Origin of the sequence: Kitasatospora sp. NPDC094028 (assembly GCF_049543595.1) — a bacterium.
Classification (GTDB): Bacteria; Actinomycetota; Actinomycetes; order Streptomycetales; family Streptomycetaceae; genus Kitasatospora.
Map to the genome: position 1 here is coordinate 100681 of NZ_JBMVFA010000012.1, position 15258 is coordinate 115938.

The 15258-nt window shown below is 76.0% G+C and carries 15 protein-coding genes; 12 read left to right on the forward strand and 3 right to left on the reverse strand.

Features of this window, described 5'->3' with window-relative positions; genetic code table 11:
* The first annotated feature begins 5 nt into the window (after positions 1-5).
* The 6 genes from bla (at position 6) to ACPC54_RS20065 (ending at position 4790) form a co-directional block, all read left to right on the forward strand.
* Entirely contained in the window at positions 6-920 is a 915-nt protein-coding gene (gene bla, locus ACPC54_RS20040; protein WP_498966404.1) for a class A beta-lactamase, read from the forward strand.
* Positions 921-1085: 165 nt separating this feature from the next.
* The gene (locus ACPC54_RS20045) at positions 1086-1976 is read left to right on the forward strand and encodes a DMT family protein (protein ID WP_498966406.1); all 891 of its coding nucleotides are present in this window, start codon (positions 1086-1088) and stop codon (positions 1974-1976) included.
* A gap of 104 nt (positions 1977-2080) precedes the next feature.
* Positions 2081-2941 carry an SDR family NAD(P)-dependent oxidoreductase gene (locus ACPC54_RS20050; RefSeq protein ID WP_498966407.1) on the forward strand — a complete coding sequence of 287 codons (861 nt, stop codon included), beginning with the start codon at positions 2081-2083 and terminating at the stop codon, positions 2939-2941.
* A 19-nt stretch (positions 2942-2960) separates the two neighbouring features.
* Complete coding sequence (locus ACPC54_RS20055; protein WP_498966408.1) at positions 2961-3698, forward strand: polysaccharide deacetylase family protein; 738 nt, start codon at positions 2961-2963, stop codon at positions 3696-3698.
* A gap of 49 nt (positions 3699-3747) precedes the next feature.
* Complete coding sequence (locus ACPC54_RS20060; RefSeq protein ID WP_498966409.1) at positions 3748-4077, forward strand: deoxyxylulose-5-phosphate synthase; 330 nt, start codon at positions 3748-3750, stop codon at positions 4075-4077.
* 107 nt (positions 4078-4184) lie between these two features.
* Positions 4185-4790: a hypothetical protein gene (locus ACPC54_RS20065; RefSeq protein ID WP_498966411.1), complete on the forward strand. Its 606-nt coding sequence runs from the start codon at positions 4185-4187 to the stop codon at positions 4788-4790.
* A gap of 8 nt (positions 4791-4798) precedes the next feature.
* Here the strand turns inward: ACPC54_RS20065 and ACPC54_RS20070 are convergent, their stop codons facing one another.
* Genes ACPC54_RS20070 through ACPC54_RS20080 form a run of 3 tightly spaced genes read right to left on the reverse strand, consistent with a single transcriptional unit; the run spans position 4799 to position 8047 of the window.
* Positions 4799-5902: a glycosyltransferase family protein gene (locus tag ACPC54_RS20070; protein ID WP_498966412.1), complete on the reverse strand. Its 1104-nt coding sequence runs from the start codon at positions 5900-5902 to the stop codon at positions 4799-4801.
* A 13-nt stretch (positions 5903-5915) separates the two neighbouring features.
* Positions 5916-6866, reverse strand: a complete 951-nt coding sequence (locus ACPC54_RS20075) for an NAD-dependent epimerase/dehydratase family protein (RefSeq protein WP_498966414.1) — start codon at positions 6864-6866, stop codon at positions 5916-5918.
* Between the two features lie 56 nt (positions 6867-6922).
* Entirely contained in the window at positions 6923-8047 is a 1125-nt protein-coding gene (locus tag ACPC54_RS20080; protein WP_498966416.1) for a DegT/DnrJ/EryC1/StrS family aminotransferase, read from the reverse strand.
* Between the two features lie 355 nt (positions 8048-8402).
* Between ACPC54_RS20080 and ACPC54_RS20085 the strand changes: the two genes are divergently transcribed.
* The 6 genes from ACPC54_RS20085 (at position 8403) to ACPC54_RS20110 (ending at position 15244) form a co-directional block, all read left to right on the forward strand.
* Positions 8403-10601 carry an MMPL family transporter gene (locus ACPC54_RS20085; RefSeq protein WP_498966418.1) on the forward strand — a complete coding sequence of 733 codons (2199 nt, stop codon included), beginning with the start codon at positions 8403-8405 and terminating at the stop codon, positions 10599-10601.
* 131 nt (positions 10602-10732) lie between these two features.
* Positions 10733-11968: a sensor histidine kinase gene (locus ACPC54_RS20090; protein WP_498966420.1), complete on the forward strand. Its 1236-nt coding sequence runs from the start codon at positions 10733-10735 to the stop codon at positions 11966-11968.
* Positions 11965-12639 (forward strand): response regulator transcription factor, encoded by a 675-nt coding sequence (locus tag ACPC54_RS20095; protein WP_498966422.1) that lies wholly within the window; start codon positions 11965-11967, stop codon positions 12637-12639. Before ACPC54_RS20090 ends, ACPC54_RS20095 begins: the two co-directional genes overlap by 4 nt.
* 121 nt (positions 12640-12760) lie before the next feature.
* Positions 12761-13108, forward strand: coding sequence for a PRC-barrel domain-containing protein (locus ACPC54_RS20100; RefSeq protein WP_498966556.1), 348 nt, complete (start codon positions 12761-12763; stop codon positions 13106-13108).
* 118 nt (positions 13109-13226) lie between these two features.
* A complete protein-coding gene (locus ACPC54_RS20105; RefSeq protein ID WP_498966423.1) occupies positions 13227-13493 on the forward strand; it encodes a metal-sensitive transcriptional regulator in 267 nt (88 codons plus the stop codon).
* 317 nt (positions 13494-13810) lie between these two features.
* Complete coding sequence (locus tag ACPC54_RS20110) at positions 13811-15244, forward strand: endonuclease/exonuclease/phosphatase family protein (RefSeq protein ID WP_498966424.1); 1434 nt, start codon at positions 13811-13813, stop codon at positions 15242-15244.
* The last annotated feature ends 14 nt before the right edge of the window (positions 15245-15258 follow it).

Here is a 15258-nt window from a genome sequence, read left to right on the forward strand (position 1 = left end):
GGTTCATGCATCAGAACCCCTCCGGCACCGCGCACACCCGCCGCGCCGCCCTGACCATCGGCGCCACGGCGGCCGCGGCCCTCGCCCTCGGCAGCGGAGCCCCGGCCCAGGCGGCCACCGGCGACGTCGCCCGCGGCCTGGCCGAGCTCGAACAGCAGCACGGCGCCCGCCTCGGCGTCTACGCCCGCAACCTGCGCACCGGCCGCACCGTCCGCCACCGCGCCGACGAGCTCTTCCCGATGTGCTCGCTGTTCAAGACCTTCGCCGTCGCCGCCGTCCTGCGCGACCTCGACCACGACGGCGACTTCCTCGCCCGCCGCATCCGCTACACCCAGGAGGACGTGACGGCCTCCGGCGGCGCCCCCGTCACCGGCCTCCCGCAGAACCTCGCCAACGGCATGACCGTCGGCGAGCTGTGCGCGGCCGCCATCGACCAGAGCGACAACGCCGCGGCCAACCTGCTGCTGCGACAGCTCGGCGGCCCCACCGCCGTCACCCGGTTCTGCCGCTCGATCGGCGACCGCGTCACCCGGCTCGACCGCTGGGAACCCGACCTCAACTCCGCCGAGCCCGACCGCGTCACCGACACCACCACCCCGCACGCCATCGCCCGCGGCTACCGCCGGCTCGTCCTCGGCCACGCCCTGCCGCCCGCCCAGCGCCGCCGCCTCACCACCTGGCTGCTCGCCAACACCACCAGCACCCACCGCTTCCGCGAGGGCCTGCCCGCGGACTGGCGCCTCGCCGACAAGACCGGCACCGGCCGCCACGGCACCACCAACGACGCCGGCATCACCTGGACCACCGACGGCACCCCGATCGTCCTCGCCGTCCTCGCCACCAAGCCCGACCCGGCAGCCCCCAAGGACGAGCCCCTCCTGTCCCGCACCGCCACCCTGCTCGCCACCGCCCTCGGCTGACCCCGGCCGGCCCCGCCGTCGCCGAGGCCGAGCACCCGCTCGACCCCCGGCGGCGGCCCCGGCCAGGCATCCCGGACCACCCCCTTCCGCCCCACCCGTGCGCCCCCGCCGCACCGGGCCCAGACTGGTGGTGGACCGATGCTGCCCCGCGAGGCTGGGAGAGGCATGCTGCTGGGACTCACCACCGCGCTGGTCGCGACCGTCTGCTTCGGCTTCGGGGCGGTCTTCCAGGCGCGCGGGGCCCGCTCCGCGCCCCGGGCGGACCGGGTGCGAGCGGGGCTGCTCGCCGCGTTGGTCCGCTCCTGGCAGTTCGTGCTCGGCACCCTGCTCGACATCCTCGGATTCGCGCTGAGCATCGTCGCGCTGCGTTCCCTGCCGCTGTTCCTCGTGCAGGCCGTCACCAACGCCAGCCTGGCGGTCACCGCGCTCGCCGCCGTCTGGATGCTCGGCGCCCGGCTGCGGCGCGGTGACCTGGCCGGCATCCTCGCGGTCGTGCTGGGCCTGACCCTGCTCGCGCTCGGCTCCGGCCGGGAGGGCCGGGAGTACGCCCCGCCCGCGTTCCACTGGGCGCTGCTGGGCACGACCGCCGTGATGCTGCTCGCCACCCTGGTGCTGGTGCGCCGGGAGGGCACGGTGGCGGCGGCCGGGCTGGGCCTGATGGCGGGTGTGGGCTTCGGGGTCACCAGCCTGGCCGTACGGGTGCTGGACGCGTCGAGCCTCGCCGCCGTGCTGACCGACCCGGCCGCGTACGCCCTGGTGGCCGGGGGTCTCGGCGGCTACCTCGCCTACGCCCTGGCCCTGCAGCGCGGCACGGTGACGGCGGCGACCGCCGCCGGGACGGTCGCCGAGACCTTCGGCCCGGCGCTGGTCGGGGTGACGGCGCTCGGCGACGCCGCGCGCCCCGGCTACGCCTGGTGCGCCCTGCTGGGCTTCGCGGTGGCGGTGGGCGGCACCTTCCTGCTGTCCCGCTTCGGCGAGCTGGAGGGCGAATCGGCCGAACCCGCCGCCGTCCGGCCGGGTGCCGGGGCGGCCGAGCCGGCCGCCCCGCCCCGGTAGCCCGGACGGCCGCGCCGTGCGAAGGTGACGTGCCGGACAAATCGGACGGCGCAGCGGACGGCAGGACGTCCACGCGAGGACGTCCACGGAGCGGCAGGTGCGCGATGGCGGAGGAAGCCCAGCCCGGATCCCCCCGGTCGGCCCGCGCCGACCGCCCGCCCACGCGACCGACCACCGGCCCGGCCACCCCGCCGGCCGCCGATCCGGCCACCCCGCCGGCCGCCCGCCCCGTCGCGCTGATCACCGGCGCCTCCTCCGGCATCGGCCGCGCCACGGCCACCCGGCTGGCCGACGCCGGCTGGCTCACCCTCCTCTCCGGCACCGACCGCACCCGCCTGGACGAGCTCGCCGACCAGACCGGCGGCCGCGCCCTCCCGGAGGACCTCGGCAAACCGGACGGCCCGCGCCGCCTGGCCGAAGCGGCCCTGGCCGAGGCCGGCCGGGTCGACGCCCTCGTCGCCAGCGCCGGCCTCGGCTGGCGCGGCCCCTACGCGCAGACCCCCTCCGACACCCTGGACCGGCTGATCGAGGTCAACTTCGGCGCCCCGCTGCGTCTGGTCCGCCTCCTGCTGCCCGGCATGCTGGAGCGCCGCCACGGCCGGATCGTGCTGCTCGGTTCGATCGCCGGCCAGGTCGGCGTGCGCGACGAGTCCGGCTACGCGGCGACCAAGGGCGGCCTCGCGATGTTCGCCGAGAGCCTCTGGTACGAGCTGCGCGGCACCGGCGTCGGCGTGCGGCTCGTGCTGCCCGGCGCCGTCGACACCCCCTTCTTCGACCGGCGCGGCACCCCCTACCAGCGCGAGCGCCCGCGCCCGGTGCCCGCCGACCGGGTCGCGGAGGCCGTCGTCGCCGGCATCACCACCGAACGCGACCGCCTCTACGTGCCGCACTGGCTCGGCTTCCCGGCCCGCATCCACGGCGCCGCCCCCGGCGTGTTCCGCCGGATGGCCTCCCGCTTCGGCTGAGCCGCCCCGAGCCCCGCGCATGGACGCACCCGTCAAGGCCCTCGCCCTCGGCGCGGCCGCCGTCGAGTTCCTGCACCTCGCCCCGGCCGCCGTCCGCCTGCCGCCGCTGCGCCGCACGCTGGCCCGCCGCACCGCCGGCTGCGGCACCGACCCGCGCCACCTCGCGCTCACCTTCGACGACGGCCCCGACCCGCGCAGCACCCCGTACATCCTCGACGCGCTCGACGAACTCGACGCCCGTGCCACCTTCTTCCTGCTCGGCGCGATGCTCGAACGCGCCCCCGGGCTCGGTCGCGAACTCGTCCGGCGCGGCCACGAGGTCGCCGTCCACGGCTGGCACCACCGGCAGCAGTGGTACCCGGCGCCGACCCGCGACCTGCGCGAACTGCGCCGCACCCGGGACGCCGTCACCGAGCTCTGCGGCGCCCGGCCGCTCTGGTACCGCCCGCCGTACGGCGTGCTGACGGCCGGCCCGGCGCTCGCCGCCCGGCGCCTCGGCCTGCGCAGCGTGCTGTGGACGGCCTGGGGCCGCGACTGGACGGCCGAGGCCACCGGCGCCACCGTCTACGCGACCGCCCGCCCCGGCCTCACCGGCGGCGCCACCCTGCTCCTGCACGACTCCGACTGCACCTCCGCCCCCGGCTCCTGGCGCGCCACTCTGGCCGCCCTCCCGGCGATCGCCGCCCACTGCCGCGCCCACGGTCTCACCCTGGGCCCGCTGCGCGACCACGCCGTCCCGCCGCCGACCGTGCGCTGACCGAGCCAGGGCCGCACAGCCGGCCCCGCCTCCGGCTAGGATCCCCGCCATGGCCCACGCGAAGACCTCCTACGTCTGCCTGCCCTGCCGGGCCTCCTACAAGAAGCCCTACGACTCGTGGCGCGAACGGCTCTGCCCGCGCTGCGCGCGGCCGATGATCCACGCGGGCTCGGCCTTCGCCGCGCCCAAGCGCCGCGACACCGCCGGCTGGCGGACCCTGTCCGTCCTGCTGAACGCGGGCATCGCCTTCCACAAGACCTGCTGCGGCGGCCCGGGTTGGCGCCCCCGGACGGTGCGCGAGGTCCGCGAGCGGCTGGCGTACGCCCGCGCCACCGGCGAGCCCGCCCACCGGGCGCTGACCCGGCCCGAACTTCCCTGACCCGTCGAGCCGTTCGGGAACCACCGCGGGCAACGGACGCGTCGTCAGGGCGTACAGTGCGCGCGGAGGGCCCGGCCGGGCCCGGGGACGAATCGGGGGAAACCTACGTGAACCACACCGCCGGCAGCAGCCGTCGACTCCTGGCCGTCGCGGCCGCCGGGCTCGCCGCCCTCGCCGTGGCCGGCTGCGGCAGCTCGGACTCCAAGTCCAAGGCCGCCGAACCGACTTCCGCCGCTGCCCCGACCTCGGCCGCCGCCGGTTCGCCCGCCGCCGCGCCCACCGGCACCGACGCGACCACGGCCCCGGCGACGCCGTCCGCCGCCCCCAGTGCCGCGCACACCCCCGGGGTGGCCGCCGACACCCGCTCGCTGACCCTGACCGCGTCCGGTGGCGGTGGCAGCTACGAGTACAGCATGGTCAGCTGTGTCGGCGAGGCCAAGCCGACCGGCTGGCTGACGATCAGCCCGTTCCCCAGGGGCGACAACGTCGTGGTCACCACGCTGATGTTCAAGGACGGCGAGGCCCAGCTGCTGCTGACCACCAAGGACGGTAACCGCATCTCCACCTGGAAGGGCAAGGCGCCGGTCGGCGAGCACGCGAGCCGCACCGGCGACAGCGCCAAGCTCACCGGCCTGCCGGTCACGGACGACAAGGGCGCGACGGGCACCGTCAGCGGCACCCTGACCTGCTCCAACACCGTCGGCCTGCACTGACCCGGCCGCTACCCCAGCCCCAACCGCCCCAGCGCCGCCCCGAATCCCGCCCGCCAGGCGTCCGGGGTGGCGCCGGGGGAGGGGGCGGGCCCGGGCCGGTCGAGGGCGGCGAGCGCGTTGCGGACCACCTCGGCCGGGCGGGCGGAGGCCACGTCCGCGTGGCCGAGCTCCAGCTCGTGCTGCAGGTTGTCCCGCCCGTGCCCCTGGACGATGTCGAGGAGCAGCAGGCGCCGCCCGAGCGCGCGGGCCTCGCTGCAGGTGTCGCCGGAGCTGGTGACCACCAGGTCGGCGGCGGCCATCAGCGCGGGCACCCGGTCGGTGTAGCCGAACGGCAGCAGCCGTGGCTCGCGCCGGGCGGCGGCCCGCAGCCGTCGTTCGAGCTCCCGGTTGCGCCCGGCGACGGCCAGCACGTGCGGCCCGGCGGCCGCGAGCGCGGCGGCGGTGCGGGCGACCGGCCCGAGCCCCCACGCGCCGGACATCAGCAGCACGCACCGGGCGTTTGCCGGCACCCCGAACTCGGCCCGGGCCGCAGCCCGTTCGGGCGGGTGGTAGAACGGCGCGCGCAGCGGCGCGGGCAGGACGGCGACGGCGGCCTCCGGCCGGTAGCGGCGCACGGCGCAGGCGGCGACCTCGGAGGTGACCAGGAACAGGTCGGTGCCCTCCTGCACCCACAGCCGGTGCGGCGTCACGTCCGTGCAGAACACCACGTGCCGAAAGCCGTGGCCCTGCCCGCGTCCGGGACCGCGCCCCGCCAGCGCGTTGACCGCCGAGGTCGCGGTGGCGAACACCGACACGACCAGCCGCGGCCGCTGCGCCGCCACCAACTCCCGCAGCGCCGGCACGAGTCGGGCCCGGGCGGCGGCGTCGGCGAGCAGCGCGATCCGGGCGCCGGGGCGCAGCGCCGAGAAGTGGAACGCGTCGTACACGCCGGGCAGGCCGAGCAGCCGCCGGAAGACGGCCTCCCCGGCGGCGCCGGAGCGCTGCCCGAGCAGGGCCATGGCGTCGACGGTGTCGGTGGTCCAGCCGCGTGCGCGCAGGGTGTCCGCGCAGCCCTGTGCCATCACGTCGTGGCCCTGGCCGAGCGAGCCGGAGACCAGCAGGGCGTGCGGCACCGCGGCCCCCGGGTCAGTCGGCGTCGAGGGCCCGGGCGGCCTGGTCGGCCCGGTACCAGTCGGCGTAACGCCGCACGCCCTCAGCGAAGTTGGTCCGCGGCGACCAGCCCAGCAGCCGCTTCGCCTGGGCGGAGGAGATCCGCCGGCTCGCGTAGTCGGCCTTGCGGCCGGGGATGTGCTCGATGGTGACGGGCCCGAGCAGGTCGTCGACGGTGTCGGCGATGCCGCGCACCGAGACGGCGGTGGAGCCCTCCAGGGCGAAGGTCTGGTCCTCGGCGGCGGGGGAGAGGGCCCGCACGTGCGCGTCGGCGAGGTCCTCGACGTAGACGAAGTTGCGGCTCTGCCTGCCGTCCCCGGCGATGGTGATCGGCCGCCCGGCCAGCGCGGCCTGGACGAACCGGGCGACGACCAGCTCGTCGCGCATCCGCGGCCCGTACGGGATGCCGAAGCGCAGGATGGTGAAGTGCTGGCCGTACAGCTCGCGGTAGCTGTGCACGAGCAGCTCGGCGGCGAGCTTGGTGGCCACGTACAGGTGGCCGCTGTGCTCCAGCGCGATCGGCACGTGCTCGTCCAACTCCTGCTCTTCGCCGTCGAGTTGGGTGTCGGTGACGGCGGCGCCGTAGACCCAGACGGTGCTGGCGAGGACGGTCCGGCTGAGGCCGCTGCGCCGGGCGGCCTCCAGGACGGCCTCGGTGCCGTCGATGTTGGCGCGCACGGCGCCCACCGGGTCGGCGGTGACCTGTTCGACGTCGGCCATCGCGGCGAGGTGGTAGACCACCTCGCTGCCGGCCAGCGCGGCGGTGAGCGCCGGCAGGTCGAGCACGTCGATCCGCGCGTGCTCGGCGTCGGGGTTGAGGTACTTGTCGGTGGTGTCCACGGCCAGCACCTCGTGCCCGGCCGCGATCAGATGGTCCACGACGTGTGAACCGATGAACCCGCACCCCCCGGTGACGGCTATCCGCACGGTCCTGCTCCCTTCGTTCCCCGCCGGTTCGATTCCCGCACTGCTCCGGGCGCCGGCTAGCCGGCCATCCGCCGGTGCACCGCCGAGACGGCCTCGATCACCTGCTCGGTCTCGTCCTCCGTCATGTCGGAGTGCACCGGCAGGCAGACCTGCCGGGCGCAGACGTCCTCGGCCACCGGCAGCGGCCCGCGCCGGTAGGGCGCGAGGACGGGCTGCAGGTGCAGCGGCAGGTCGTACACCTCGCCGGACAGCCGTACGCCGTGCTCCTCGGCGACGGCCCGCTTGAACGCGGCCCGGTCGGTGCCGGGCGGCAGCAGCACCACGTACTTGTAGTAGTTGCTGCGGCTGCCGGCCGGCTCGCGGACCGGCTCCAGGCCGTCGAGGCCGGCCAGCGCCGTGTCGTAGCGGCGGGCGACGGCCCGGCGGGTCTCGATGAACTCCTTGAGCCGGCGCAGGTGCACGGCGCCGGTGGCCGCGTGCAGTTCGCTCATCCGCCAGGCGTGGCCGAGCAGCACGTGGTGGTTGGTGGTGAACGAGCCCTTGCCCTGGTCGCGGTAGATCCGGGCCTCGTCGCGCAGCTCCGGCGACTCGGTGAGGATCATGCCGCCCTCGCCGCTGGTGGTGACCTTGGTCGGGTAGAACGAGAACGCCCCGGCGAGGCCGAAGGTCCCGGCGCAGCGCCCGCCGAGGCTGCTGCCGTGGGCGTGCGCGGCGTCCTCGACCAGCGGGATGCCGCGCCCGTCGCACAGCGCGCGCAGCTCCGCGACCCGCGGGGTGATCAGCCCGCCGATGTGGACGAGGACGACGGCGGCGGTGTCCGGGGTGAGCGCCGCCTCCAGAGTCCCGGGGGAGAGCGCCAGGGTGTCCGGGTCGACGTCGGCGAACACCGGCCGCCCGCCGGCGTGCAGGACGGCGCCGGCGGTCGCGTAGAAGGTGACGGCGGGCAGGACGACGTCGCGGCCGCGGACGTCGACGGTGCGCAGGATCACCTCCAGCGCGGCCGTACCGCTGCTGACCGCGACGGCGTGCGAGGCGCCGTGCTCGGCGGCGAAGGCCTGCTCGAACCGCTCGGTCCACGGGCCGAGGGTGAGGGCGCCGGTGCTGAGCATCTCCGTCACCGCCTCGGCGACGGCCGCGCGGTCGTTCTCGTCGAACACGATGCGGGCGGCTGGAACGCCCATGGGGCACCTCCGGCGGCGGGCTGGGGTCAGCACCGATCGGGGTCAGGTCGTACCGAACCGTCCGTCGGACGGTCGGGCCACGGTCACATCACGCTACTTCGCCCGCCCGGGTGCGGCCCGTCGTCGCCCCCGCACGGGTGACGCGGGCCTCCCCTCCTCCGTGAGTACCGCTCGCGTACTGCGTCCGCAGTACGGCGGCGGTGGGCAAACGGCCTGCGCAGGGACGACGACGGAGAAGGGGTCGGCGGCGAAGGATGGGACATGCTGCGGGCGGACCGCGCCGGGACCGGCGCCTGGGCCGCTCGCGGCGTGTTTTCTCGCGACCGTGCACCGAACCCGAAGGAGGCCGCACCCCGTGGCCACGTTCCTGTACCGCCTGGGCCGATGGGCCTTCGCCCGGCGCAAGCTGGTGACCCTGCTGTGGGTCGCCGTGCTGGCCGTCGGCGGAGTGCTCGCGGCCAAGGCGCCCGCTGCGCCCGACGACGGGTTCGCGATGCCCGGCACGGAGGCGCAGCAGGCCTTCGACCTCATGAACGAGCGCTTCCCGGGCGGCCACGCGGACGGCGCCTCGGCCCGCCTGGTGTTCGTCGCGCCGGACGGCCAGAAGATCACCGCCGCGCCCAACCAGCAGGCCGTGCAGCGCACCGTCGCCGAGCTCGCGCACGCCGAGCAGGTCACCGGCGCGGTCGACCCGTTCCAGGCGCACGCCGTCTCCAAGGACGGCACCACCGCGTACGCGACGGTCAGCTACTCCGTGAAGGCCGGCAAGCTGTCCGACGGCGCCACCGCCGCCCTGGAGCAGGCCGCCCAGCACGGCCGGGACGCCGGGCTGAAGGTCGAGGTCGGTGGCACCGCGCTGATGGCCAAGCCCGAGGCGGGCGGCAGCAGCGAGGCGATCGGCATGGCGCTGTCCGCCGTCGTCCTGGTGATCACCTTCGGCTCGCTGGTCGCCGCCGGCCTGCCGCTGCTCACCGCCGTGGTCGGCGTCGGCCTCGGCATGTCGCTGATCACCGCGCTCGGCAGCACCCTCGGTCTGTCCAGCACGACCGGCACGCTCGCGATGATGCTCGGCCTCGCGGTCGGCATCGACTACGCGGTGTTCATCGTGTCCCGTTACCGTGCCGAACTGGCCGAGGGCCGCCAGCCGAGCGAGGCGGCCGGCCGGGCGGTCGGCACCGCGGGCTCGGCGGTGGTGTTCGCCGGCCTCACCGTGGTGATCGCCCTCGCCGGGCTCTCCGTGGTCGGCATCCCGATGCTCGCCAAGATGGGCATGGCCGCCGCCGGCACCGTTGTGATCGCCGTCCTGGTCGCGCTCACCCTGGTGCCCGCGCTGCTCGGCTTCATCGGCCGCCGGGTGCTGCCCCGCAAGGTCCGCAAGGCCCCCGAGGGCGCCGCGCGCCCGACCGGGGACAACGGCGGCGCCCGCTGGGCCCGGTTCGTGCTGCGCCGCCCGCTCGCGGTGCTGCTCGGCGGCGTGATCGCGCTCGGCGTGCTCGCCGCCCCCGCCCTGGACCTGAACCTCGGCCTGCCCGGCGACGAGTCCAAGCCGACCTCCACCACCCAGCGCCGCGCCTACGACCTGCTGTCGGACGGCTTCGGCCCCGGCTTCAACGGCCCGCTGACCGTCCTGGTCGACGCCAAGGGCACGGCCGACCCGAAGGGCGCCGCGAACGAGGTCGCCAAGACCGTCTCCGGCCTGCCCGGGGTGGTCACGGTGACGCCGCCGATGTTCAACAAGGCGGGGGACACCGCCCTGGTCAACGCGATCCCGGCGACCGGCCCGAGCGACGCCGCGACCAAGGACCTGGTGCACGCCATCCGCGGCCACGCGGCCGGCCTGAAGACCGCCACCGGCGCGACCGTCCTGGTCAGCGGCACGACGGCGATGAACATCGACGTCTCGCAGAAGCTCAGCGACGCGCTGCTGCCCTACCTCGCCGTGGTCGTCGGCCTGGCCGTCCTGCTGCTGCTCGTGGTGTTCCGCTCCGTCCTCGTCCCGCTGAAGGCGGCGCTCGGCTTCCTGCTCTCGGTGGCCGCCGCGCTCGGCGCCGTCGTCGCGGTGTTCCAGTGGGGCTGGCTGGCCGACCTGATCGGCGTGCAGCAGACCGGCCCGGTGATGAGCATGATGCCGATCTTCATGATCGGAGTGGTCTTCGGCCTGGCCATGGACTACGAGGTGTTCCTGGTCACCCGGATCCGCGAGGGCTTCGTGCACGGCGAGAGCCCGGGCGAGGCGATCGTCACCGGCTTCCGGCACAACGCCCGGGTGGTCACCGCCGCCGCCTTCATCATGATCGCCGTCTTCGCGGGCTTCATCGGCATGAGCGAGCCGATGATCAAGATGATGGGCCTGGGCCTCGCCGCGGCCGTCGCCTTCGACGCCTTCGTGGTCCGGATGACGATCGTCCCGGCCGTGCTCGCCCTGCTCGGCCGCCGCGCCTGGTGGCTGCCCCGCTGGCTCGACCGGCTGCTCCCGGACGTCGACGTCGAGGGCAGCAAGCTGCACACGGCGGCCTCCGAACCGGCCCCGGCCCGGGAGCCCGTCTCGGTCTGACCCGGCACCATCCGACCCGTGCGGCCACGGCCGGCTCGGAGAGACATTCGAGCGCGGACCGTTACCGTTGCTGAAGGGGGCCGTCCCACCGGACGGCCCCCGACCGGCATCCCGACCCGGAGACCCCGACCATGAGCGACACCTGGCAGCGCCTGCGCCGCGGCCACCCCCGGCTGCTCGACACCGTGGGCGGCGTGGCGCTGGTCGCGATCACCGCCCTCGGTGCCACCGCCGACCAGTACAACGGCCGCTTCGTCACCCCGGACCCGGTCACCGCCGTCCTCGCCCTGGTCTCCGCCGCCGCCGTCTTCGCACACCGCCGCCACCCGTACGCCGTGGTCGCCGTCACCCTGGTGAGCACCATGGTGCTCAGCGTGACCAGCCCCCGGCTCACCCCCATGCTGGCCACCCCGCTGCTGCTCGCGCTCTACTTCCTCGCCGTCCGCACCGACCGCGTCACCGCCCTGCGCGCCTCCGTCGCCACGGCCGCCCTGCTCACCGGCATGACCCTGGTCTTCGGCCCTGGCGGCCCGATCGGCGAACGGATCGGCGTCCTCGCCTGGGCCCTGCTGCCCGGCGCCCTCGGCGACAACATCCGCAACCGCCGCGCCCACCTCGCCGCCATCGAGGAACGCGCCGAACGCGCCGAGCGCACCCGCGAGGAGGAGGCCCGTCGGCGCGTCGCCGACGAACGCATCCGGATCGCCCGCGACCTGCACGACGTCGTCGCCCACCACATCGCCCTCGCCAACGCCCAGGCCGGCATCGCCGTCCACCTCATGGACAGCCACCCCGCCCAGGCCCGCGAGGTGCTCAGCCACATCACCGACGCCACCGGCTCCGCCCTCCAGGAACTGCGCGCCACCGTCGGCCTGCTGCGCCGCGCCGAGGAGCGCGCCCCGCTCGAACCCGCCCCCGGCCTCGACCGGCTGCCCGAGCTGATCAACAGCTTCGAGCGGGCCGGCCTGCCCGTGCGGCTGACCGTCGAGGGGGAGGCCCGGCCGCTGTCCCCGGGCGTCGACCTGACCGCCTTCCGGATCGTCCAGGAGTCGCTGACCAACGTCGCCAAGCACGCCCGCGGCGCCGACGCCGAGGTCACCCTCGCCTACCGCGGCAGCCGGGTCGCCCTCAGCGTCGCCAACGGCCGTCCGGGCCCGGCCCGCCGGCCCGTCCCGCTGCCCCCGCCGGCCCCGGGCGAGAGCGGCTTCGGCCTGATCGGCATGCGCGAACGGGCCGGCGCGGTCGGCGGCCGGCTCAGCGCCGACCACCGGCCGGACGGCGGCTTCCTGGTCACCGCCGAACTGCCGCTGCGCACCGGCAGCCGCGACGCCCCCACCGCCCCGCACGACAAGGACCACGCCGCATGACCATCCGCGTACTGCTCGCCGACGACCAGGCCCTGCTGCGCGGCGCCTTCCGGGTGCTGATCGACGCCGAGGACGACATGGAGGTCGTCGGCGAGGCCGCGGACGGCCGCGAGGCGGTCGAGCTCGCCCGCGCCACCCGGCCCGACGTCGTCCTGATGGACATCCGGATGCCCGGCGCGGACGGCCTCGGCGCCACCGCCGCGATCTGCGGCGACGCGGAGCTGTCCGGCACCCGGGTGCTCATCCTCACCACCTTCGAGATCGACGAGTACGTGGCCCAGGCGCTGCGCGCGGGGGCCGGCGGCTTCCTCGGCAAGGGCGCCGACCCGAAGGAGCTGCTCGCCGCCGTCCGCACCGTGGCGGCCGGCGACAAGCTGCTCTCGCCCGCCGCCACCCGCGCGGTCATCGACCAGCTGCTCGCCCAGCCCGACCCGGCCGTCGCCGCGCCCGCCGAACGGCTCGCCGTCCTCACCGCCCGCGAGCGCGAGGTCATGGCGATGGCCGCCACCGGGCTCACCAACGAGGAGATCGCGGAGCGGATGTTCGTCAGCCCGTTCACCGTGCGCACCCACGTGCACCGGGCGATGGCCAAGCTCGACGCCCGCGACCGGGCCCAACTGGTCGCCATCGCCTACCAGTCCGGCCTCGTCCCGCCCGGCCGCCCGGCGTAGCGGAGCCCCGGCCCGGGCCCCCGCCCGGCCCCCGCCGCGCGGCTCCGCCCGGAGCGGCGCAGGATGGGAGGGTCGGTGGTGGACCGGCGGCAGGCAGGAGGTCCGGCCCGTGGCGATCGCGATGGCAGACATCCGGGAGTGGCGCGGCCAGCCGGTGGTCGACGAGAAGGACCGTCGGATCGGCACGCTGGAGTCCGTCTACGTGGAGACGGCGAGCGACGAGCCGTTCTTCGCCACCGTGACGGTCGGCATGCTCACCCGGCGCCGCCTGGCCTTCGTCCCGCTGCTCGACGCGGTGGCGGGCCCCGGCTACCTGCGGGTGGCGTACCCGCGCGCCCTGGTCCGGCAGGCCCCGGCGATCGGCACCGACGACATCCTGCCCGCCGGGGACGAGCCGGCCGTGTTCGCGCACTACGAGCTGCCGTACGAGACCGGCGCCGGCGGCGAGCGCCGCCTGGCCCGCCGCTGAGGCGGCTCCGGACCGGTTCCGGATTGGTTCCGGCCCGGCCCAGCTCCGGACCGCACGGGAATGGATACCCCACCGGGTACACTTGTCACCGGATAGTCGAGGTGAAAGGCGGCCCGGGATGCAGGTGGACGAGGAATCGGTCGGCGCGGTCCTGAACCGGCTTCGGCGCGCGCAGGGCCAGCTGGCCGGCGTGATCGCGATGATCGAGGCGGGTCGTGACTGCAAGGACGTGGTCACCCAGCTCGCCGCCGTGTCGCGGGCCCTGGACCGGGCCGGATTCAAGATCGTCGCCAGCGGGATGCGCCAGTGCATGGCCGCCGCCGACGAGGACGCCCCGCCGATGAGCGAGGCCGAGCTGGAGAAGCTGTTCCTGGCCCTGGCCTGACGAACGCCCCGAAGGGCCGCGACGGAGGATTCCCGTCGCGGCCCTTCGCCGCGCGCCGCCCCGTTTCCTGCCCCGCGCGCCGCCTTCGAGGGCCCGGCCCGGCCGGACCGGGGGCACTCGCCATGGAGTTCGCGAACCGCCCGACGCTCCGTCACGCGCCGTTCACGCCCCGGTCGCTGGCTTTCGGATGAATGAGGCCCGCCCGCAGTTGTACAGCCAACTGCGGTGCTCCCTCCTCCCAGCCTCCGTGACCAGCCGCGCGCGGCCCCGGCGCCGTCCCCCGGCGGACCGGGCCCCGGGCGGCGGACAGGACAACCGTGGCCGCAGGCAGCGCCCTGACCCTCACCACCTCCGCCGATCCCGCCGAAGGCGACCGGCTCACCTTCCACTGGACCACCGACGCCCCCGACGCCAAGAACTGGGTGGGCGTCTACGACGGCAGCCGCCAACCCGGCACCGGCTCCTCACTGCTGTGGAAGTACACCCCCGGCACCTCCGGCGACGTCCAGCTCGACACCTCCGCGCTGACCGGCGGCCCGTACACCGCCTACCTGCTGGCCAAGGACGGCTACGGCGTCCTCGCGCAGACCGCGCCGTTCGCCTTCCGGCCCAAGCCCGCCGTGGTCCGCCCGCACGCGGCCGTGGACGCCCTCACCACCGCCCCCGTCGCCCCCGGCGCGCGAGTGACCGTCAAGCTCGGCGGCCTGTGGTCCCGCCCGGCCGGCAACCCGCCCGGCTCCGCGACCTACCGCAAGCTCGGCGGCGCGGCCTGGGCCGCCGTCAGCCCGGACGGCACCCTCACCGGCACCGCCCCCGCCGCCGGCCCGAACCCGGAGCTCGTCGTCGTCGGCGTCAAGGACGGCGCGGGCGCCACCGACACCGTCACCGTCCTCGTCCCGGTCGCCGACCCGGCCGCCCCGCCGCGCCTCAAGGCCGCGAGCTGGAACCTGCACGAGGCCGGCGCCGGGTACACCGACGCGCTGGAGAAGCAGCTGCGCGTCGTCCTCGCCCAGGGCCTGGACGTGCTCGCCCTCCAGGAGACCGCCGGCGAGCGGGCGAAGACCCTGGCCGACGCGCTCGGCTGGTACGCCTACCAGAGCCCCGGCAGCGTCGGCATCCTCAGCCGCCACCCGCTCGCCGACGTCACCCCGGTCACCGCCGACCTGCCCGCCGCCGCGGCCACCCTGCAGCTGCCCGGCGGCCGCACCGTCCGGTTCTGGGCCGCGCACCTCGACGAGGCCGGCTACGGCCCGTACGCCGTCCAGGACGGGCAGGGCGCCGCCCAGGTGGAGGCCGCCGAGCGGGCCTCGCTCCGCTTCCGGCAGGCCACCGCCCTGGCCGCCGCCGTCCGCGCGGACCTCGCCCGGCACCTGCCGGTGGTGCTGGCCGGCGCGCTCTCCTCGCCCTCCCACCTGGACTGGACGGCCGCCACCGCCGCCGCGCACCACGGCGTCGGCCCGCTGAACTGGCCGGTCACCAAGGCGCTCCAGGACGCCGGGCTGACCGACGCCTTCCGCGAGGAGCACCCCGACCCGGCCAAGGTGCCGGGGAACACCTGGTCGCCGACCCGCAAGCGGCGCGGCGACCGGCCGGAGCCGCAGGACCGCATCGACGCCGTCCAGTACGCCGGACCGCTGAAGCTCGTCGAGGCGCACACGCTCGTCGCCGACTGGCCGCAGCCCGAGCCGAACACGGCCGCCGACCAGTGGCCCTCCGACACCGCCGCCGCCGTCGCCACCTTCCAGCTCTGAAAGGCCGGTCCGAG

Coding starts and splice junctions, on each gene's coding strand:
- bla (WP_498966404.1), top strand. CDS start 6: ATGCATCAGAACCCCTCCGGCACCGCGCACACCCGCCGCGCCGCCCTG.
- ACPC54_RS20045 (WP_498966406.1), top strand. CDS start 1,086: ATGCTGCTGGGACTCACCACCGCGCTGGTCGCGACCGTCTGCTTCGGC.
- ACPC54_RS20050 (WP_498966407.1), top strand. CDS start 2,081: ATGGCGGAGGAAGCCCAGCCCGGATCCCCCCGGTCGGCCCGCGCCGAC.
- ACPC54_RS20055 (WP_498966408.1), top strand. CDS start 2,961: ATGGACGCACCCGTCAAGGCCCTCGCCCTCGGCGCGGCCGCCGTCGAG.
- ACPC54_RS20060 (WP_498966409.1), top strand. CDS start 3,748: ATGGCCCACGCGAAGACCTCCTACGTCTGCCTGCCCTGCCGGGCCTCC.
- ACPC54_RS20080 (WP_498966416.1), bottom strand. CDS start 8,047: ATGGGCGTTCCAGCCGCCCGCATCGTGTTCGACGAGAACGACCGCGCG.
- ACPC54_RS20090 (WP_498966420.1), top strand. CDS start 10,733: ATGAGCGACACCTGGCAGCGCCTGCGCCGCGGCCACCCCCGGCTGCTC.
- ACPC54_RS20095 (WP_498966422.1), top strand. CDS start 11,965: ATGACCATCCGCGTACTGCTCGCCGACGACCAGGCCCTGCTGCGCGGC.
- ACPC54_RS20100 (WP_498966556.1), top strand. CDS start 12,761: ATGGCAGACATCCGGGAGTGGCGCGGCCAGCCGGTGGTCGACGAGAAG.
- ACPC54_RS20105 (WP_498966423.1), top strand. CDS start 13,227: ATGCAGGTGGACGAGGAATCGGTCGGCGCGGTCCTGAACCGGCTTCGG.